General features: G+C 47.8%; 22 protein-coding genes and 1 pseudogene. 6 read left to right on the top strand and 17 right to left on the bottom strand.

What is annotated here, in order from left to right:
* Window positions 1-172: 172 nt before the first annotated feature.
* The gene (locus B1728_RS34065; RefSeq protein ID WP_179136317.1) at window positions 173-2,173 is read right to left on the bottom strand and encodes a methyl-accepting chemotaxis protein; all 2,001 of its coding nucleotides are present in this window, start codon (window positions 2,171-2,173) and stop codon (window positions 173-175) included.
* Between the two features lie 314 nt (window positions 2,174-2,487).
* Here B1728_RS34065 and B1728_RS34060 point away from each other — a divergent pair, with 314 nt between their 5' ends.
* Window positions 2,488-2,910 carry a DUF6526 family protein gene (locus B1728_RS34060; protein ID WP_079914872.1) on the top strand — a complete coding sequence of 141 codons (423 nt, stop codon included), beginning with the start codon at window positions 2,488-2,490 and terminating at the stop codon, window positions 2,908-2,910.
* 120 nt (window positions 2,911-3,030) lie between these two features.
* Here the strand turns inward: B1728_RS34060 and cdaS are convergent, their stop codons facing one another.
* Complete coding sequence (gene cdaS, locus B1728_RS34055) at window positions 3,031-3,669, bottom strand: sporulation-specific diadenylate cyclase CdaS (RefSeq protein WP_079914871.1); 639 nt, start codon at window positions 3,667-3,669, stop codon at window positions 3,031-3,033.
* A gap of 276 nt (window positions 3,670-3,945) precedes the next feature.
* Here cdaS and B1728_RS34050 point away from each other — a divergent pair, with 276 nt between their 5' ends.
* Window positions 3,946-5,451, top strand: a complete 1,506-nt coding sequence (locus B1728_RS34050; RefSeq protein WP_079914870.1) for an FAD-dependent oxidoreductase — start codon at window positions 3,946-3,948, stop codon at window positions 5,449-5,451.
* A gap of 88 nt (window positions 5,452-5,539) precedes the next feature.
* Window positions 5,540-6,136 (top strand): TetR/AcrR family transcriptional regulator, encoded by a 597-nt coding sequence (locus B1728_RS34045; protein WP_079914869.1) that lies wholly within the window; start codon window positions 5,540-5,542, stop codon window positions 6,134-6,136.
* Window positions 6,137-6,371: 235 nt separating this feature from the next.
* Here the strand turns inward: B1728_RS34045 and B1728_RS34040 are convergent, their stop codons facing one another.
* The 7 genes from B1728_RS34040 to B1728_RS34010 all read right to left on the bottom strand — a co-directional run bounded on the left by B1728_RS34040 (window position 6,372) and on the right by B1728_RS34010 (window position 11,259).
* The gene (locus B1728_RS34040; protein WP_079914868.1) at window positions 6,372-6,761 is read right to left on the bottom strand and encodes a rhodanese-like domain-containing protein; all 390 of its coding nucleotides are present in this window, start codon (window positions 6,759-6,761) and stop codon (window positions 6,372-6,374) included.
* Between the two features lie 24 nt (window positions 6,762-6,785).
* Entirely contained in the window at window positions 6,786-7,052 is a 267-nt protein-coding gene (locus B1728_RS34035) for a metal-sensitive transcriptional regulator (protein WP_079914867.1), read from the bottom strand.
* Window positions 7,053-7,425: 373 nt separating this feature from the next.
* A complete protein-coding gene (locus B1728_RS34030; RefSeq protein ID WP_079914866.1) occupies window positions 7,426-8,697 on the bottom strand; it encodes an MFS transporter in 1,272 nt (423 codons plus the stop codon).
* 60 nt (window positions 8,698-8,757) lie between these two features.
* Window positions 8,758-9,183: a MarR family winged helix-turn-helix transcriptional regulator gene (locus tag B1728_RS34025; protein ID WP_079914865.1), complete on the bottom strand. Its 426-nt coding sequence runs from the start codon at window positions 9,181-9,183 to the stop codon at window positions 8,758-8,760.
* A 115-nt stretch (window positions 9,184-9,298) separates the two neighbouring features.
* On the bottom strand, window positions 9,299-10,003 hold the full coding sequence (locus tag B1728_RS34020; protein WP_079914864.1) for an HAD family hydrolase: 705 nt from the start codon (window positions 10,001-10,003) through the stop codon (window positions 9,299-9,301).
* 273 nt (window positions 10,004-10,276) lie between these two features.
* Complete coding sequence (locus tag B1728_RS34015) at window positions 10,277-10,636, bottom strand: phage holin family protein (RefSeq protein WP_179136316.1); 360 nt, start codon at window positions 10,634-10,636, stop codon at window positions 10,277-10,279.
* A gap of 95 nt (window positions 10,637-10,731) precedes the next feature.
* Entirely contained in the window at window positions 10,732-11,259 is a 528-nt protein-coding gene (locus B1728_RS34010) for a hypothetical protein (protein WP_079914862.1), read from the bottom strand.
* Window positions 11,260-11,409: 150 nt separating this feature from the next.
* Between B1728_RS34010 and B1728_RS34005 the strand changes: the two genes are divergently transcribed.
* Both B1728_RS34005 and B1728_RS34000 read left to right on the top strand, forming a co-directional pair.
* A complete protein-coding gene (locus B1728_RS34005) occupies window positions 11,410-11,814 on the top strand; it encodes a DUF2188 domain-containing protein (RefSeq protein ID WP_079914861.1) in 405 nt (134 codons plus the stop codon).
* 172 nt (window positions 11,815-11,986) lie between these two features.
* Window positions 11,987-12,745: a hypothetical protein gene (locus tag B1728_RS34000; RefSeq protein WP_079914860.1), complete on the top strand. Its 759-nt coding sequence runs from the start codon at window positions 11,987-11,989 to the stop codon at window positions 12,743-12,745.
* 26 nt (window positions 12,746-12,771) lie between these two features.
* Here B1728_RS34000 and B1728_RS33995 read toward each other — a convergent pair whose 3' ends face one another.
* The 8 genes and pseudogenes from B1728_RS33995 to B1728_RS33960 form a co-directional block, all read right to left on the bottom strand.
* Entirely contained in the window at window positions 12,772-13,293 is a 522-nt protein-coding gene (locus tag B1728_RS33995; RefSeq protein ID WP_079914859.1) for a TetR/AcrR family transcriptional regulator, read from the bottom strand.
* A 242-nt stretch (window positions 13,294-13,535) separates the two neighbouring features.
* Window positions 13,536-13,946: a cupin domain-containing protein gene (locus tag B1728_RS33990; protein ID WP_079914858.1), complete on the bottom strand. Its 411-nt coding sequence runs from the start codon at window positions 13,944-13,946 to the stop codon at window positions 13,536-13,538.
* Window positions 13,947-14,028: 82 nt separating this feature from the next.
* On the bottom strand, window positions 14,029-14,892 hold the full coding sequence (locus tag B1728_RS33985; RefSeq protein ID WP_079914857.1) for an aldo/keto reductase: 864 nt from the start codon (window positions 14,890-14,892) through the stop codon (window positions 14,029-14,031).
* 39 nt (window positions 14,893-14,931) lie between these two features.
* Window positions 14,932-15,687, bottom strand: a complete 756-nt coding sequence (locus B1728_RS33980; RefSeq protein WP_079914856.1) for a carboxymuconolactone decarboxylase family protein — start codon at window positions 15,685-15,687, stop codon at window positions 14,932-14,934.
* Window positions 15,688-16,092: 405 nt separating this feature from the next.
* The gene (locus tag B1728_RS33975) at window positions 16,093-17,142 is read right to left on the bottom strand and encodes an NAD(P)-dependent alcohol dehydrogenase (RefSeq protein WP_079914855.1); all 1,050 of its coding nucleotides are present in this window, start codon (window positions 17,140-17,142) and stop codon (window positions 16,093-16,095) included.
* Between the two features lie 199 nt (window positions 17,143-17,341).
* Window positions 17,342-17,545: a hypothetical protein gene (locus B1728_RS33970; RefSeq protein ID WP_079914854.1), complete on the bottom strand. Its 204-nt coding sequence runs from the start codon at window positions 17,543-17,545 to the stop codon at window positions 17,342-17,344.
* 83 nt (window positions 17,546-17,628) lie between these two features.
* Window positions 17,629-18,801, bottom strand: coding sequence for an MFS transporter (locus B1728_RS33965; protein WP_079914853.1), 1,173 nt, complete (start codon window positions 18,799-18,801; stop codon window positions 17,629-17,631).
* A gap of 21 nt (window positions 18,802-18,822) precedes the next feature.
* Window positions 18,823-19,350: pseudogene (locus B1728_RS33960) on the bottom strand (SDR family NAD(P)-dependent oxidoreductase).
* Window positions 19,351-19,543: 193 nt separating this feature from the next.
* On the opposite strand from B1728_RS33960, the gene B1728_RS33955 reads away from it, so the two are divergent.
* A complete protein-coding gene (locus B1728_RS33955) occupies window positions 19,544-20,092 on the top strand; it encodes a TetR/AcrR family transcriptional regulator (RefSeq protein WP_079914852.1) in 549 nt (182 codons plus the stop codon).
* The last annotated feature ends 102 nt before the right edge of the window (window positions 20,093-20,194 follow it).

Below are 20,194 nucleotides of genomic sequence, written 5' to 3'. Positions count from 1 at the left end.
AATCCCCCTTTATCCGTAATAGTTTCATTATAAGGATTAGCCCGTTCTTTTAACGTTTAATATTTTTATATGATTGTATAATTTCTTTTTTACTTATGGTCCCTTGGACTCGGGAAACGTTAAATCTGTCCAAATTCAAAAGGACAGGTCCCAACGACCTGCCCCTGCTTTTCTAGACTAGTTTAAATTTCAACACTAATTCCTGCAGCTCTGCTGCCATTGTGCTTAAAGACTCTGAGGCGGCCGAAATTTCGCCCATGGATTCATGCTGGTCTGCAGCGCGCTTGGTAATTTGCTGCATCTCTCCAAGTGAGTGTTTGGCAATGCCGACAATCTCATTCATGGTCGCCGAAACCTCCTGCGTACTGGCGGACAGCTCCTCGGTAGCTGCTGAGACCTCTTCGATTTGTGCCGTGACCCCTTCCACAGCATTTACAACAGAGACGAATACCTCACCCACCTTTTCAACCTGGCTGACACTCGTTTGAACCTCAATGATTCCTTCTGCAATAGCTTTGGACGTTTCGGAAGTGGATGCCTGAATTTCGAGAAGCATCCCTGCAATCGATCCGGTTGCTTGCGTTGTCTGCTCTGCCAGCTTTTTGACTTCCCCTGCCACTACGGCGAAGCCTCTTCCGTGTTCACCGGCTCTGGCCGCTTCAATCGACGCGTTCAGGGCCAAAAGATTCGTTTGATTAGCGATCTCCGAGATATAGCTGACAATCTGATTGATTTCATTCGATCTCGCTTCCAATGTGTGTACGGTCTGGGCCGTTCTTTGTACAGCAGTACTTACATTTGTAATCTGATGAACCGCTTCTTGAACGATCGTTGACCCCTGTACGACTTGTTTGCTTACATGCTGGGCGTTTTCATTGACGATGCCGGAGGATTCGGCTATTCTCTGGATGCCGGCCGCCATCTCTTCCATAGCCAATGCAGACTGCGCTGACCCCTCATATTGCGTTTGAACACCATGCGTTACCTCCTCAGCCGATCTTGCTGTGCTTTGTGAAGCGCTTACGGAGCTGGAGGCGATAGCTGTTAACTGCTCTGACGATGCTGCTGTATGCTGTACTGCCTCAGAAAGCTTCATCAATGTAAACTTGAACGACTCCATCATCTCATCCATATGGCGCATCAGCTGCTGCAGTTCATCATGGCCTTTGGGATTCAAGCGATCCGTCAGATCGCCGCCAGCCGCTCTTTTCATCAGTTTCGTCATGAGGAAGATGGGCTTAAGCACATAGGAAGCTGCGAAGTAAGCCAATACGGCTACTGCCAGCAGGCATATGACGGTCACTATAAACACGGTTGTGTTGGATTGTTTAATTCCGCTCATGAGATCCGCTTCATCATTGGCGACGACTACCCTCCAGCCGGTTAACTCCACTTCAGCGAAGGAGGCTGCCTGCTGCTTTCCGTCCGTCCCGGAATAGTGAACTTCCCCCGACTTATTCTTCAATACGTTCTCGTTGAATACTTGTGCGGTTGACTCGTTCTCAAAGCTCTTAAGCTCCTTGCCGATTCGTTCCTGGGATGGATGGGCAAGGTAATTGCCGGTTTTTGAAAGCAAAAAGGCTGTGCTGGTCGTACCAATTTTGTTGCGGTTCAAATCCTCCAGAATGTTTCCCGGCGCCACAACCGCTTGAATAAGACCGCGTAATTCTCCGTTGCTGCCTGTCAGCGGAAAGTCCATGAGAATAATATTTTCCTTCGTATTGCCATCCGGCAAAATATCGGATATCCCTAACGATTTTTCCTGTCTGATCCGCTTGAAGTTATTAAAACCGGACAGATCAAGTTCATTTCCTTTATCATCGAAGGACTTCCCTGATTCGGAGGCATAGGTAAAGGATTTGACATCCGGACTCATCGCCTTCATACCCTGGAGAAGCTCTAATATCCTCTTTCTATCCCCTTCCAAAAAGTCCTTGCGATATGTATTGACCATGCTTTCCATGGCCTTAGCCTTCCAGTCAAGAAAGGAGTTTAGTTGAACCGCATTCGCGGAAGCCACTGCCTGCTGCTGATGCTCCAGACCCGCTCTTACCACCTGCGTATACAAAGTCATCATAATTCCAGCCACAACGATTACCGGTATAGCCGTTAACAGCAATAAAAATACTGTGAATTTCGTTTTTAAAGAAATGATACGGTTGCTTTTTCTCATGCTGTCGCTCCCTCCGAAACCTTCCCGTTTTGTATCCGATATTTCCTTTTTCATTCGACATCACAAGATCTTAACCTCTTAAATTCGACAGCAATTTCTAAAAAACTTATATGCATGACCCACAAAAGGGAGTCTGGCTTCGAAGCTGGTACAGGTACTTTGCGAACAACAGGCACGAAATTTTTGAAACCTATAAGGTCAAAATATCTTAATCCAATTTTCTTCAGGATACTCCCTCTTCCGAGACAGGAATATCCCCTCCGCAGTAGAATAGAATATTCAAAACTCTCTTAAAAACAGAAAGGAGATTATTCATGCCGCAAGAGCAAAATTACCATAATCACAAAAGAGTTCATCCGCTGTTCCACTTCATCGGCGCGCCCTTGGCCCTTATTACCCTTATCGGCAGCGTGGTGTATCTCATTACTTCGTTCTCCTGGGTTTCCGTACTTACCGTTCTCGCTTCGATTGGTCTATTGGTTACCGTTATCCTGACCAGAACCTATGCTGCGAAGCTGCAGGACCGCATCATCCGCGGCGAAGAGAACTTCCGCCATTATCTGCTGACAGGCAAGCCGCTGAATCCGCGTCTTACCATCAGACAAATCGTAGCGCTGCGCTTTGCCGGTGACGAACAGTTCCCCGCGCTATGTGAGCAGGCGGTCAATAAGAGCCTAACGCCAGCCGATATTAAGAAGGCAGTCACCCAGTGGAGAGGCGATTTTTACCGGGTATAAAGACGGTTGAACGTCGGATCGCTGAATGGTTCTTATGCCTTAGCCAAAATGAAAAGCATCCCATGAACGCCTTGGCGTGCACGAGATGCTTTTTTTATGTGCTGCTTGTCTCATTGAAAATTACCGTGCCTTCTCCATTTCAACAATAGCATCGACGGCATTAATGGGGTGCAGCGTCCCCTTGAATGCAAACGAGGTTTTACCCGTTTCCTCCGATACGACAAGAACGAGCGCATCCGTAACTTCCGTAAGGCCTATCGCTGCCCTATGGCGGGTGCCGAGTTTTTTGTCTACGGCAATATGGGATACAGGGAGGACGTTCGCCGCCGATACAATACGGTCAGAGCGGACCAGCACCGCTCCATCGTGAAGCGGACTTCCAGGGAAGAACACCGACTCCAGGAGCGAGCTGGTCAAGGTCGCTTCGAGGGGAATACCGGAATGCAGGAACATGTCCAGCGGATCTTTTCTTTCCACTACAATCAGCGCCCCGTGTCTTCGCTCAGACAAGTGTTGGATGCTGACGGACAGATCCAAATAGTTATTCGTAAAGGAGGACAAGTAGCACTGCAAATAAAAGGAAGCCGCTATCGACTCCATCTTATTGAACGAATCCCGAATCTCATCAAACTGGCTTAGCAAGCAATGGTCTTCGTTATTGATATCTTCCAGGCTGCGGTGAATTTGGTCCGCGATTTGCTTCAAATGCAGTTTAAGCTCTTCTTTCATGGGGGACACATCACAATTGATCTGCAGCATTTTATCCACCTCAAATCATGAAGCTATTAGAAAAAACGGGAGCCCTTGCTAAAAAAAGCAACAGTCATAATATGCTCATTCCTTCCATCAAGTATTACATGATTGTTTCCAGCGCAGCAGCCTATTGACAGCTGGAGATTCGTACTGTATTCTAATGTTGACTGAATGAATCAATCTATATTATTTCGCCTCAGTATTGACTAAACAAGTCAATCTTTATTTTTATCCTGATATTGACTGATTAAATCAATCTAAAATTTCGAAGGAGTGATACTTATGAAAGAAATGCAAAAAAAGGGCACAGCTGTGATCATAGGCGGGAGCATTGCGGGCTTACTGACCGCGAGAGTCGTATCGGATTACTACGAAGAAGTAATCATGGTAGACAAGGACGAATTTCCTGAGTGGCCGGGAGAGCGCAGCGGCACTCCGCAGGCCTATCATCCCCATCGCTTCACTATGCGGGGCAAGCAGATTACGGCACGCCTGTTTCCCGGCTATGAAGAGGATTTATTGGCTCTCGGCTCCCCATCGTCTTACAACAAGACCGTTCACAATATGAACCCATACGGAAGCATGGTTGGCAAATATCCGCGTCATGATGTCAAATTCAGCAGAGCCGCGCTGGAGTGGGTACTTAGGGAACGGGTGAAGCAAATTGCCAACGTACGTTCGCTCGCTCGTCATGATGTCCTCCAGCTTATGTCTACCCCAGATCGAGGCCAGATTACAGGAGTGCTGGTTCGTGAACGCGGACGACAGGGGCAAGACATCGTCATACATGCCGATATGGTATTCGATGCAAGCGGGCGTTCCTCCAAGCTGCCGGCCTGGCTTACAAGCATGGGTTACGATGTCCCCGCTCCGGATGTACTGAAGGCCGATATCGGGTACAGTACCCGCCGTTATAAGCTGCCTCCCCATCTCACCCATCTGGCGGATGAATGGGATGTCATCGTCATGGCAGGGGACCCTGAGAACAAAACCTTCTCCGGCTGCTTTTCCTTTATTGAACATCAGGTTGCAGAGGTACTGTTGTACCGGCCGGGCGGTCACTATCCTCCCACTCAGGAGGAGCAGTTTAATCAGGCGTTGGCAGAGCTGCCGAGCCCGATGCTTTCGAACATTCTTCAGCAGCTGGAGCCGCTTGCTCCACCAAGAGGATTCCGCGTTCCGGAGCTGTACCGCCACCATTACGAACAAATGACGGAGTGGCCTGCCGGTCTTCTGGTATTAGGGGATGCCTTTTGCATCTATGATCCTATCTTCGGGCAGGGCATGACAGTCGCCGCCATCGAAGCAGAGACCTTGCAAAGCTGCTTGCAGCGGCAGTGGATTGATCCCCAGCCTCATTTTGAGCAAACTGTGCTTCAACAATTGCAGCAGGTCATTGAACCCGCATGGTGGCTGAATTGCGCCAACGATTTGCAATGGGAAGGCGTTGAATATGCCGGGACCGAGCCTCTGAAAGGAATCGATTGGGGCAAAAGGTATTCGGCTCTGTTCCTGCAGTATGCCACGGGGACGCAGAACTGGGAGCTGTTCGGGTTGTATTGGGCGGTCAACACGCTATCCGTATCACCGGCACAAATTATGAAGCCTGAGCTGGTAAGAACTGTGCTTCAAGCTACGGCTGACGGCAAAAGGCTGCTGGACGAACTGAACCAACGTTTCGGCGATTCGCTGGAAGCCGCATTGGAGCAAATCCTGCCGCAATTTTCGCAGGAGGTCTTTGTACCGCGCCCTCTTCATCCCGAAGCGTCCAATCAAGAAGCTTCTTAAAAGAAAAGGCCAAAAATGGTATACTCCTAAGTAGATAATTCATCAGACATTAGCAGCAAGCCCATTATGGCAAAGGAATGAATGACAATTGGCGCCTTTAAACGATGAACAACTACACCAAATCCGCGATGAACGGAAGGAGCAAATCATAGCGGCTGCCCTCAAGGTCTTTGCCCGGCGCGGCATCATCGGAACGAAGATGAGCATGATTGCAGCCGAAGCCGGAATCAGCCACGGACTCTTGTACCATTACTTCAAATCCAAGGAGGAGCTGTTCAACACTCTTGTTCAAGAGGCTATGCTGGCATCGCAGGACGCCATACGCAGCCTTTACGGGCTCCCAGGTACCCCGCTCGACAAAATTAGAGCTCTAACCGAAGATATTTTGGATGATAACGGAGCGCCTTACTTTATGCTGATTCACCAAGCCCGTACGTCGGACGGCGTGCCGGACAAAGCAAGGCAGCTCGTTGAGCAATACTCGATGAAATCCTTCGTCGATCAACTGCTCCCCTTATTTAAGGAAGGGCAAGAGGCAGGAGAACTTGCCGCAGGCCAGCTGGAGGATTTGATCTCCTCCTACTTATCTGTGCTCTCGGGTCTCATGGTATTGAATGCGCAGGAGGGTTCAGGCTACAAAAAGCCTGAGATTGAAGTATTATTACGAATCGTCCGGGCTCGTTAAACCAGACTGGCCCAGAAGATTAAAGGTCGTCCTCATGAGAGGGCGACCTTTAATCTTTCCTTGCGGCGGCTGCCAAGCATGGCTGCTGTCATTGCAACTTCTTCGGCCATCCGCCCCACAGGTGGAGCTTGTTGCCGTCGGGGTCATAGGCATGAAAGCTAATGCCGCAGCCCCAAGCTCTATCAAGGCCTCTGCGGGGAGCTGTGAAATATAAAAAGAGGCCTTAACGGCCTCCCTATTGCTCTACAAGCTTGCCCTTCCAGGCCGCAACTCCGCCCTGCAAATGAGCGACATCGCGCAAGCCGTTTCTAATCAGGACGCGAGCCGCCTGCTTGCTTCTCATCCCGCTTCGGCAGTACAAATAAACGCTTTTGTCGCGGGGAATCTCTCCCCATCTTCGGTTCAGCTGGGTCAGCGGAATGTTGACGGCGCCGGGAATAAATCCCTGCTTGACCTCTCCCGGTTCACGAACGTCGACCAGCAGCGCATTCGGATTCTCCTTCAGCTCCTGCTGAAAGTCATCGGAATTCAATGTCTTTAATCCCTTGACCCCTGCAAAGCGCGAATACAGGAACCAGACCAGACAAGCGACAGCAACAATTTTGATAATAAGCTGTATATCCACGGTTCTACCTCCCCCTCACCTGTATTACCGGCTTTTGACCAGCAGGTCCACCGCTTGCTTAACGACTTTGCCGGAATCTCTGCCCGCTTCTATTTCTTCTATAATGCATTGCTCCAAATTCACAGCCACAATATAGGCTATGGCTTTATCCGCGGCGCTTCGCACTGCAGAGATTTGGCTTACGACATCCTTGCAGTCCTGCTCCTCTTCCATCATCTTCAAGATGCCGCGGATTTGGCCTTCCATGCGTCTTAATCTTTTTTTCACATCGTCATCGTATTTCATGGACATGCGAATCCATCCTTTCTGCTATACCGGTATAGGTATATTATCTCCGATAGAGAGCACGAATACAATACATGGAGAGCTTTCCCGTAAAGGGAGGGCCATCATTGAAGTTCAAGGGGGATAGCTGAAAAAAAGGTTGTCGTTCGCGTTCCCGCTACGCCCCTTTGGCAACGGCAAACAGGCGTAACTTCATGTCCGCATCTTGATGCATCCATCGGTTCCGCCTGGTTCCCTTCTCCCATCGCACCGATTTCTCGATTTTTGACAAATCTTACGATGCTTATCCGTTTCTGCTTCCCGCATCTGTTCTGCCGCACAAAAAGCGCAGGCTGCCTTCTGCAGCCTGCGCGTTGGATTGATCCACGGGATGATGCAATCAAGCCTGAACCTGGGCGGCCGCGGCACCGGCCTTAGAAATCCGGATCGCCATCATCGCTGCGAACAAGCAGACGAAACCCGCCGCGATAAAGGGAACTGTGTAGCTGCCGAACCATTCTCTCATCGCTCCGGCGCCGTACGCCGCCACCGAAGCGCCTACCTGATGGGCCACAACCACCCATCCGAAGATCATGCCGGATTTCTCCTTGCCGAATTCCTGGGCGGCGAGCTTCACGGTCGGCGGTACCGTTGCAATCCAGTCCAGACCGTAGAAGATGGAGAACACGAGCAGCATATTAGGACCTGCGCCGAGGGCATAAGGCAGGAACAGCAGAGAAAGCCCGCGAAGCCCGTAATACCAGAACAGCAGCTTCCGGCTGTCGAACCGGTCCGATAACCAGCCTGACAGCGTCGTTCCCACCAGATCGAACATCCCCATCAGGGCCAGCAATCCGGCAGCCATGACTTCAGGAATTCCGTAATCTCCACAGGCCGAAATGAGATGCGTGCCAATTAGCCCGTTCGTTGAAAATCCGCAAAAAAAGAAGGTGCCTGCCAATAGCCAGAAGGTCGTGTTCGTCATGGCAGACCGAAGTGCCAATAGCGGACTAAGGAACAGATTTCCTTGAAACGGCACCGGCGGAACCACCTCCTCCGATCCGTAAGGAGCAGCCCCAACATCGTAAGGATGGTTTCGCATCCATATGGCGACGGCGATCAATACGATCACAATAGCCGCAACAGCCGTATAGACGGCATATCTCCAGCCGGCTTCAACCATAATTTTTGCAAGCATGGGCAGGAACAGCAGTTGACCTGTAGCGGCACTTGCCGTAAGCAAGCCGACGACTAGCCCCTTACGCTTCACAAACCATTGATTGCTGACCGTAACGCCAAGCACATTCGCCATCATTCCCGTAGCGAGACCGGAAACAATCCCCCACAGGATCTCATACTGCCAATAGGCTGTCATCAACGGGGTAACCGCCATACTGACCCCCAATACGGACAAGGTGATGATCAGGACTCTGCGAATTCCATACTTTTGCAGGACGGCAGCCGAGAACGGACCTACCATCCCATATAAAAAGATTCCTGTAGAGATAACTCCGGATATGCTGCCCCGGTTCCAGCCGAACTCTTTTTCGAACGGTACAATCAGAATACTGGGCATGGAACGAACCCCGGCGGAAATGAGCAGTGTTACAAAGGTAACAAGGATCACTACCCAGCCATAATGAAATCGAGGTGATTTGAGATGACTCTCCATCTGTGATTCACTTCCTCTTTATTTTAATTTAGTTGTACATACAATAATATTTTTAAAAAATTATTTCTTTTCCAGCTGTTCGCTTGAAAGCTCAATAAGAGAAGATAGCTGTTCGGCTGCCTCTACACCGAGGATGGCTTCATAGCGTGCGCGTAAATTTTTCGAAGCTTGACGGATCGTGCCCTCCAGAGCAATTCCTTTGTCGGTAGGGTAGACCAGAACGGTCTTTCCTTGCCCCTTCCGCTCCACCAGCTGCTTGCCTTCCAGCTTATCGATGAATCTAGTAAGCGTTGAAGGTGTGATGGACAGCTTCTCGGACAATTCCTTCTGCGTAATGCCAGGGGTTCCATTCACCAGGCGAATCAGGTATCCGTACATAGGCGTCAATCCGGTCGGCGCGAATTCTTCCTCGGCTATTTTGGTAATGGCGCGGCCTAATCGATTGGCGGTAAAAAATAAGCAGTCGTGTAAAAAGCCTTCGTCCATTATGGTGATCCCCTTTCGATTTATTTTGTATGTACAACAAATATATGTGGAGGAGCCGCCTTTGTCAATCATTTCTTTTACGAGAATAAAAAAAGGGGCTTATAGCCCCCCGCGGTTAAACCATGGTAAGCAGCTCACCCAGCGACTTAAGTATTCTGTGAGGGACAGCAGTGGCGCCAGCAGGTACGCCTGCTCCCTTATGATCCAGCCAGATGCCGCGGATCCCCAGACGCTGAGGCGCCGCTACCTCCCACTCGAAGTTATCTCCGACCATCCAGGCTTCCTCTGCAGTTACTTCGAGCCGCTCAAGCGCATGCAGATAGATGCGTTCATCCGGCTTGCCGATGCCGAATTCGCCTTCGACCAGGACGCAGTCAAAGAGCGGTGCCAGCTCAAAACGATGAATCTTCGCCCATTGGGGCTTCGCATTCCCATTGGTCAATAGTGCGAGCTTGATCCCCTTTTGCCGCAAAGCTTGGATGGTGGCGATAGAGTCTGGGAACAGAGCAACGCACTTATCGCGTTCTTCTCCGTAAGTATGGGCGATGGTGTCAACAAGCGGGGCATTTTCAACGTCCAGCTTTTTCATGGCCATGCCAACGATGTCTTGTCTAGCCTTATAGAGATCCAGCCTGCCTATTCGATGCCTCTCGGGATCGCTCCAATACCATCGGGCCGCTGCTTTAATCTCAGCCAGCAGATCCTCAGGGTCACATCCCGGATTACTGCCGAAGGATCTCCGCCAGCACGAATCCGTGTCCACCCCGTGGTCATAAGATAAAATGGTATCGTCCATATCTAATAAAATGGCTTTGGGCATCTCGTTTTCGCTCCTCCCCGTTCCATCAAGGATGATGATCTCAACCTTTTCCCCCCTATTATACCTTAAAGTTACCGACTAAACTGCGAAGATCTTCGGCCATCCTGGACAAGGAAGACGAAGAAGTAGCGATTTCCTCCCGAAATGACCTTCACGATATTCTCGATCTCCTCTGAATGCTGTTCCATTTCCTCAATTACAATAAAAAAACGCAACACGAGGAGGTTTCGCATTGCGCCGCTGGTATATTTTGTGATATGATCGTAAGCTTGCTCAGTCCTTTTTGTGCTTTACTTTTACCGTAAACAGGCTCAATACCAGGGTTAGGATGACATAGGTCCAGAACCCGTGAATTTCAAATCCGTACAAGTATTTATCAAGAAGCCATAATTTGATTGGTGTTAAAATAAGCGAGACCAGCATCAGAGCCGGCGTCGTCAGACAGCCGATCCCTACTGTAATCAGCAGCACGGAGAGAACCATCGCAAGACTAAATAGAAAGCTGATCACAAACATTAGAACCGAAGCAATGATTAAAGTCTTGGTATCCTTAATGGCAACATATTGGTGGAAATATTCATTTCCGATCCAAAATACAAGCAGGGTTACTAGTAAATTGAGGAGATTTCTCACGATTATGTTCCTCCCTTTGCATCTAAGCGGATCTCCCGAGCCTGGGTGCTTCTATTCTCATACTATCCATCAATGGCCCCGTTCATGTCCGCTAGTTAAATGAATATTTTACTGTCCGAGTAGCTTAAAACAATGGAATCCCCTAAACGCGAGGCTTTAATATTTAAAGAGGATAGTCTCACGAATACAATATGATCCCTTGTAAATAAATGGGCAGACGCATGGTACGCAGGTTCCTTGATCCACTCTCTTTGTTCCTGGTTGGGCAGCTTGAATACAATAGATTCCCCATGCAGCTCCATATAATGTTTAAAGACCCTTGCCTGAATAAAATCTTCCCCGTCCAGCGTAAAAAAACGGTACGTTTCATTACGGGACTCATACACTTCGAAATCCGATGAGCTAACGGTGTATTCCTGTACTTGTTGTGTTTGGCTATTCGATGGGTCCGGCAGCTTGCGTTCGATCTTTTCGAGAAGCTCCACGATTCTCCCCAGCGCTATCAAAAATAATCCGCTCACAATAGCTCCTCCGATAAATGGGAGCCCCAGCGGGACTAAAACCCCCGCTAACACCCCAACCACAATAATAAGAGCCCCGACAAAATAAAGTATTCCAACCATTGCTCCCTTGCCTCCTTAGCCCCATTCCTATCCATATTATCACAGTTAGAAACCATATTGGTTAAATAAGGAAAACAAAGCGAAGCCTATGTTTAGAAACTTCTGTAACTGGCTAATTACAGAATAAGAACGTTCGGAGGAGGAGCCTGTATGCCATGGAAAAAGAATGATTATCCCGCTTCGATGAAGCATTTGGATCCGCGTGTGAGGGGGAAAGCGATAGAAATTGCAAATGCCTTGCTGGAGGATGGCTACGAGGAAGGCCGGGCCATCGCCATTGCGACCGCGCAAGCGAAGAGGTGGAATGATGACCACCCATTGCATGAACATCCTGCCGGTTCAAGCTCGTCTACGCCGCGGCAAAGCAATATCCATGTCGTCCCGGATGGCGATAGCTGGGCCGTCAAGGAGGAAGGTGCGAAACAAGCCTTGGTTCGTACGGATACCAAGCTTGAGGCTGTCGACTATGCCAAACAGAGGGCTTCCGACTTGAACAAGAGCGCTATCATTCATCGCCAAGACGGTACGGTGGAGACGTCCTACAATTATTCGTAGAGTGGAGTCGTGTAGGGAGCCGGAGTGAGTAGCAGCGGGCACTATCGAAATCTCCCCTTGCCTTCCGCTTATAGGGAAGGCTATTTGTCGTCTCGACATTCCTCACCAAATAATGAAACAACTCATCAAAAATGGTAAGATGGAAGGGATAATAAGAAAGGCGGAGAACCCTATGGCATATGCGTTCACCATCGAGCCCACGACATATATCGCCTTTGAAGATGAGGCGGCACAGATTGATAAATGCAAGGAATGGGGCCTGCTTTCCGAGAAGGCGACCAAGAGTAAAACGTTTTTTTACAAAGGCAACGGCATGAATCTGGCTTGCCATATTATCGGCTATGTCGACAATATGACGGCCATCATTGAATTGGACAACAAGCAGCTGCACTGCATCCATCCCTCCTATTTGAAGGAAATGCAAGCCGCCAGCTACGGACAGAGGGCTACGGCCATTACCGAGGAAGCGCAGGCTTCGGCTCCTGCAGAAGCGGAAGCAGCCAAACCGCAGGAGGAGATAGCGCCGCAGCCCGTTGCTGTGAGCACAGCCGCCGCTAAAGAGACTGAGCCGGAAGCGCCTAAGACCGCCGAACCGGCAAAAGGCAAAGGAAAGAAGCAGAAGCTTCAGCTCCCGGAGGAGAAGGTCAAAATGACGGCTGTCGTGAAGGAGTTTGCGACCGTTCCGAACCATTTCTCCGACAATGACGATGAGGTCATCATTTACGAAGCCGTTACGATCGTTGATCCGGAGACCGAGGTCGGCGACGCCTGGTCCAGCCACAGCGCCACGCTGAAGAAGCTCGAGCTCGAAGTTGGGGACAAGCTCACCTTCGAGGGCAAAATCGTTGCGAAGAAGCTTACCAAGCATCCTGTGCCGTACAAGATCAACAACCCGGCAAAGCTGCAAAAGATGAACGAAAAAGAGGAGTAAGGCATCCGCCTGCTCCTCTTTCGTTATTATTTGTTCTTCACCATCAAATCCGGCATATCCATCGCCATCGATACGTTGCACAGCATGCCTCTTGCCAAAAAATTCGAGGTCCGTTCATCCGCATCCGGGATTCCGGACTGGATAAAGGCGTTCTCCACCAGCGTCTTCACTTGGCTTAGCCCCTGTCTCATGGCGTCGCGTATCGGCGTTTCCCGAATCGTCTGGGCCTGCATTTGGAGCAAAATCTCGCTGCGATGCGACTCCATAATGCCCTCATAGGCTCGGATCAAGCCTATTTCCAATTGCTCCGGGGCCGCTGTGTCGATCACGCGTTGAAAGGCCTGCACTATTCGCTGCCAGGATACCTCCAGCGCTTCCACCAGCAGCGACTCCTTCGTAAAAAAGCGATAGACGTAAGGCTGTGAGATTGACGCGCGCTCCGCTACTTGGGCCGTCGTTGCACGGTAGTAGCCGATCTCTGCGAACACTTCAATCGCCGCTGATACGATTTCCGTACGGCGATTTGCAGATGCTGTTCCTTTTGCCATATTCGTTCCCCCTTTTTTATTTTATTGATTGATCAATTAATAATAGATACATACATTGTATGCTAATCTACCGTTAATTACAACTGCATCTTCATATGCCTTCCAGCTCCTGTTCATCCAAGAAAAAGAGGCTGTCCCCTTTAAGCAGTTGCTCTGCTCCGGGAACAGCCTCAGCCTCTATGAAGCCAGCGCTAGTGAGCTATATGATCGATTGAGAAACAACTTCCCGATCCAGTTCATTATTAGTTCAATTTATTATATTCCTCATCGGTTACTGGCTCCAACCATTCCGGCGTACCCGCAGTGATTGCAATGTGTTCGAACCAGCTGTCTTTTGCAGCACCATGCCAGTGCTTTACTCCATCATGGGTAACAATAACATCGCCGGCTTTTAAGGATTGAGCAGGCTTTCCTTCTTCTTGATACCAGCCTTCGCCGCCAGTCACCAATAAGAGCTGAAATCCATTCCGATGAATATGCCAGTTATTTCTGCACCTTGGCTCAAAGGTCACATTTCCAACGCCAACATTCACCTTAGGATCAGCAATTAATGTTTTCAGATAGCTTTGTCCCACAAAATATTGTGCAAATGCTTCATTTTTTTCGCCCACTGGGAAAATAACGCCATGTTTTACTTCTTCATGCTTTGCCATATTCATTCCTCCAATAATGATCCTTCCTAGTGGTATCCCCTAGCTGATCAGTTACTATAAAAAGTCCCCCATTAATAATGGTTTACTTCAATTTCCCGCCAAATACAGGGAAGAAGCTATGCTCACCGTAACTCTGGATGGGCTCTACATTCTTCAACATCTCCATATCTGCATCGCTGATAACAAAATCAAGCTCTGCATTAATTCTCATGTGATCTGGATTGGCCGTCTTAGGAATGACTACAAGTCCAAGCTGGATATCATAACGCAGGCAAAGCTGAGCAACCGATACTCCATACTTATCAGCTATTACCTTAACCTCCGCATTATCAAGGACTGCGCCGTGTGCGATAGGCGAATATGCCTCTACCAGGATGTCATTCTTTTGGCAAAATTCAATAAGATTCAGAGGCGTATTGCTCACATGTGCCAAGATTTGATTTACCATAGGCTTGATCTCACAGCTTGCAACAATATTCTGTACATCATCCTTAAGGAAGTTAGAAAGACCGATTGCCTTTACTTTGCCTGTCTTATAAGCATTCTCCATGGCTCTCCATACTTCTTTATTTTCCTCGAAGTAACGGTTCTCCTCACGGAACTCCTTCCAAGGCTGTGGGCTGTGGATAATCAGAAGATCAATGTAATCCAATCCCATTTTGGCTAAAGACTCATCAATGGACTGCGTAACGGTATCGTAGCTCTTTGCTTCTGCAGCAACCTTCGTCGTTATGAAAAGCTCTTCTCTTGCGACGCCGCAGGAACGAATTCCTTCGCCTACACCAGCCTCATTCTTATAGGCCTGAGCCGTATCGATATGGCGATATCCGATAGATACCGCATCACGCACTGCCTGTGCTGCTTGTTCATCGTCAAGCAACCAGGTACCGAGACCTAACTTTGGAATTTCTACACCGTTGGATAATCTATAAGTTTCGTTAAACATGCTTTTGTCTCCTTAGCATTGATATATTTTTTGTAGCTCTTAATTTTCGGGAATCATTTCATTGATGCAAGCCAAAGCGTTCAGTGTTCTCGGAAAGCCCATATAGGGCAGGCAGTGAGTGATGGCGGTGATCATGGTTTCCTTGTCATTTCCCACATTTTTGTTACCCTGCACATGCGCCTTCACTTGACCTTCTGCGCCGCCGATGCTACTAATAATGCAGAGCGTCAGCAACTCTCGCGTCTTTAAATCAAGACCGCCGCGGGTATAGAAATCGCCAAAGCAGAAGGCGGAGAGGTAGTCTTGGATATGCTTTTGATTGGATGGGGCACTCTCCCGCATTGTTGCAATGACATCCCCGAAAATCTCTATCTGCACGGCAAGCCCCTTTTCAAACCGATTATCCTCTTCCACCTGCTTTTGGCTCTCAAGCGGCAATGCAATATTTCTAGCTTTGAAGACTTCGTTGACCTCAGTAACAGCATTTAATGTTTTGGGAAATCCAATGTATGGCGCACACTGGTAAATGGCCTCCTTGATTTCCACTGGTGTGAGCCCAACATTTAACGCGGCGTGAACATGAGCCTTTAATTGGGGCAAAGTTTGGTTCGTTGTAAGCACTACTAGGGTTATAAGCTCACGCTGCTTATCGTCCAGGCTGCCTTGATAAAAAACCTCTCCAAAAATAAAGCGGCTCAGGATGTCTTGAAAATCAGGATCAGTAGCATACGCCGCTGGGACACCATCGCCAAATAGCTGTGTGTATGTTTCTTTGCTTTTTTCAATTCGGTTCATCAATAACCCTCCTGCTTGTTTTACGGCTAAATGAGACCACCGCAAGAATTATGGCAATTGCGACTGATATAGCTGCGATCCAACCGACCGACCTATATATATTCAACATTGTTTACTTATTCAACATCTGTTTATAATTTTATATGGAATCAACGGTTTTTCAATCGTTAATGTAGCTGGATTTGTTCATTACTAAACAATTTATCAACAAATGTTGATTATCTAAGAGCAGGTCAACGAACTGCGGGGAATGTGCGAATCAGCACGTCAATAAGCCTTTTTCACATCAAGTCTTGGCAGCACAACTCGGGGCATTCTCGAGGCACTGTTAGATAGAAAACTATGAATCATACGAAAACAAGCCGTTGTCCAAAAAGACAATGGCTTGTTGATTTATCCCAAAAGTTATTCATTCTCCATCGTGCGGATGTCGATTACAAACCGATAACGGACATCGGAAGCAAGTACCCGCTCCCAAGCTTCATCAATCTGTTTGGCAGCAATAACCTCGATCTCAGGTGCTATATTGTGTTCAGCACAGAAATCAAGCATTTCCTGTGTTTCACGAATTCCACCGATCATAGAACCGGCAAACGACCGGCGCTGAGGGATCAGCGAGAATACCTGAACCGGCAGCGGTTCCGCCGGCGCACCGACGTTGACCAAGGTACCGTCAAGCGCCAGCAGCGAAAGATAGGCATTAATATCGATCTTCGCGCTCACAGTATTTATGATGAGGTCGAATGAACCGGCAAGCTTCTTAAACGTCTCCGGATCACTCGTAGCATAATAATGGTCCGCGCCAAGCCGCAAGCCGTCTTCTTTCTTTTTTAATGATTGGGATAACACCGTAACCTCTGCCCCCATGGCATGAGCGAGCTTCACAGCCATATGTCCAAGCCCGCCAAATCCAACAACCGCTATTTTCTTGCCGGGGGCAGCTCCCCAATGGCGAAGAGGCGAGTATGTTGTAATGCCGGCGCACAAAAGCGGTGCAGCGACGTCAAGCTCCATACCATCAGGGATTCGAACCACGAAATCTTCCGTTACGACGATGTGGGTGGAATAGCCGCCCTGTGTATATTGCCCGTATCTATCGATAGCTGCATAGGTTCCCGTATTTCCACTAAGGCAGTACTGCTCTTCTCCTCTTTGGCAGTTAACACATTCACGGCAGGAGTCGACCATACAGCCTACCCCAACTCGGTCCCCCACCGCATATTTTGTAACTTCGGAACCAACCTGGGTGACGATTCCAGCGATCTCGTGCCCGGGAACGAGAGGATAATTGACAGGTCCCCAATCGCCGCGAGCAGTATGGATATCTGAGTGGCAAATACCAGCGTATTTAATCTCAATAAGGACATCATGCGGCTTAAGATCCCTGCGTTCTATCGTGGTCAGTTGGAACGAACCTTCCGGGCTGAATACAGCACGTGCACTAGTCGTAATCATAATATTACCTCCTACCGGAACAAGCCTTTCCTATCACAGGCAATTTGGCACTGATGATGTTCTCACGACCTTTGGGAATGGCTTTACAATAACCTTAGCATCCGAAGGTCTCGTGACATCCCATTAATCCTGCCTATGCTATTCTGGGCCCTTCCGAATCATTTCGTGTTTTGAATGCTATATGTTACAATTGCTGCGATCAGTCTTGCTCGGCATGCGCTTGAATGAATAGCTGTTGCTGCTGTTCATTGTTTTGTGCAACTGCTGCGGGTGTAACATCCGATTGCTGCTGCGCGTATTGGATCAGCTCGTTGCACCCTTGGATCACTTGACTCCAGTTGCTATTGGAGCAAGCATTTTGAATTTCCCGGCATTGCTGCTGCCAGCCTTGTCCTGCTGCCATGTCGTCTCCTCCTTTTCTAACGTCCGGATACTTTAACCAAAACATAGGATAGGCCATGCAGGTATCTTTTATGCGCATTGGATTCACACTGAGAGCTGCCGAGCTGGAGAAACCATGCAGCTTCTTAGTATGATGGCAACAAAGCTTAACAATAATGAAAGTATTCCCACTAAAACAACGTAGGGCGTACCCATTTCTGATATAAATAGCCCGCCGACGGCCGTACCCAAGGTTGTACCTACATTACAGGATGATATAAATAATCCGTTGGCGAAATCAGGCGCTTCAGGAGCTGCAGAGGCGATCGAATATTGATTTATATTTGCCATAATTCCTCCAGCCAATATGCCCCAAATGAAAGTTATAATCGCCGTAGGTACGGTAAACGGCCCGGTAAAGAATAAAATGGTGTAAACAGCACCCAATAACAAAGGAAAAGAAACTACAGACTTAAGGGCACTATGCGTAAGCAGCTTTCCTGCGATAATGTTTCCAATAATATTGGCTCCGCCGAAGATGAATAGCGTGAAACTGATCGTATTCGGGGACATCGCTGTTACTGTTTTCAAATAGTCAGCAAAATAACTATAAACCCCAAATACAGCTGAGTTTAATAAAATGACGGTCACGATGGAAAGCCATGTAATAGATTTCTTTAATACAGAAAGCTGTGTACCATAAGAAAGTCGTTCTTTCAGAGGCATAGATGGCACAAAAATCAATGTAGCAATGAGTACAATAGAGTTCACAATAGCAAAGAAAGCCATCGCCATGTCATACGAAACGGCATTATTAATATAGCTTGCGATCGGTACGCCGGCTACCATCCCGGCCGATACTCCAATAAATACTTTAGCAACAGCTTTTGGAGCTTCTTCTTTACTTACGGAGGAAGCAGCAGCTGTAAATGCCAATGAACAATAGATCGGATGAAAAAAGGCTGGAATGATACGAGCCAATAATAAAATGGTAAAGTTAGATGTAAATACGGACACCATGTTTCCCAAAACGAAAACACCTAGTACAAGCAGCATGACCTTCTTGCGATTCATACCCGAAAACAATAACGGCATCGTAGGACCAGACACTGCAATCGCAATGGCAAAAAGACTTACTGTCAATCCTGCTTTTGAAATGCTCACGTGAAAGTGATCAGCAATGGAAGGCAATAACCCAATAACCCCCATTTCGGTATTTAAGATCCCGAAAACACCTATGGTTAGTATCAGTATCAGCCATTTTTTTTGCTTCTCCATAATCCTCCCCCTTCATAAAGGTTACCAATCTATCCGTTTTCCGTCTCTGAAGAACCCGCCATTTGGCCCTTCAGGTCCAATAGCAGCTAACCAAAGGATCGACTCCGCAGCTTGCTTGGGATTTCGTGGAGCCGAAGGTCCGCCCATATCCGAGCTCACCCAACCCGGATCCGCCGCATTTATTTTTAAATCTCCATTGATTTCAGCAGCTACCAATCGTATCAATCCATTTAAGGCTAGCTTAGACAATTTATAGGCGCCTGCCCCCTGAAAAGACATTTCGCTCATCGCCCCATATTCCGAAGAAACATTAATAATCCTCCAATATCCTTATTTTTCCATAATAGGTATAAAGTTACGGATCACATGGTAGACTCCGAGGAAATTCGTCGCCATCGTTTCATCCAGAATGGAAGGGTCCATAGCCATTAACTTTTTATTCTCATCCAAATACACCCCAGCATTATTAATCAATACATCTAACCTTCCAAACTGCTCATTTACTGTCAACGCCGCTTGCCGGATACTTTCTTGATTAGCTACATCCATCTACAACCACTTTATTTTCGATTGCCATTTCACCTGGTTTCTTGTGTATAATACACAATAGTGTATTACAAAACATATATGTATTATCATAAATCGAATTCTGATTTTCAATGACCAAATTCCCTGAATTCGTTAATTAGTTCACACATCCACGGAAAATGTGTATTAACTTTAGAGAAAGTGGTGCTCCCAAATGCCAAAAGTGGATCGACGAATCATCAAAACGCAAGAAGCGATTAAAAAAGCGGTGCTTGAACTGATGTCAGAAAAAAATTTCGATGAGATAACGATACAAGACATCTCCGACAGAGCGGATGTTAGCCGCAAAACCATCTACCTTCATTACACGGATAAATTCGACCTGTTGGATAAGCTTATGGAAGAATATATAGACAAACTCCGAAACATCAGCGAAACTGCGTGTGAAATGGAGTGGAAACCGGCAACTCAGATTTGTTTTGAATACTTGGAAAGCCATTACTTATTCTTTTCGACCATGTTGGCAAATAAAGGCGCACCGTATTTTCGCAGTCGATTCCTTGAGTATCAAATCGAAGCGTTCAAAAATGAACTCCGCAAAACAAACGAAAGACATAGCGAGATTAATGAAGAGGTTATTGTTCATTTTGTTGCATCGGCTTACGTTGGGGTAGTGGAATGGTGGTTAAGGAATGGAATGCCCTGTCCGCCTCGTGTTATGGCAGAACAAGTGGGGACGTTATTTGAAGCAATTTATAATTAAATGATAGTAAGTGTAAGATTCATATGTTGGCTCAAGAATGGAATAGACTTTATTGAGGGGATAAAGTCTGTAAAACGCTGCAGTCCATGCCGGAAGCGGAAC

The sequence above is a fragment of the Paenibacillus sp. 32352 genome (assembly GCF_002042965.1).
GTDB classification, from domain to species: Bacteria; Bacillota; Bacilli; order Paenibacillales; family NBRC-103111; genus Paenibacillus_S; species Paenibacillus_S vulneris.
The sequence above is the reverse complement of the archived record's forward strand: the minus strand, read 5'-3'. Positions and strand labels throughout refer to the sequence as shown.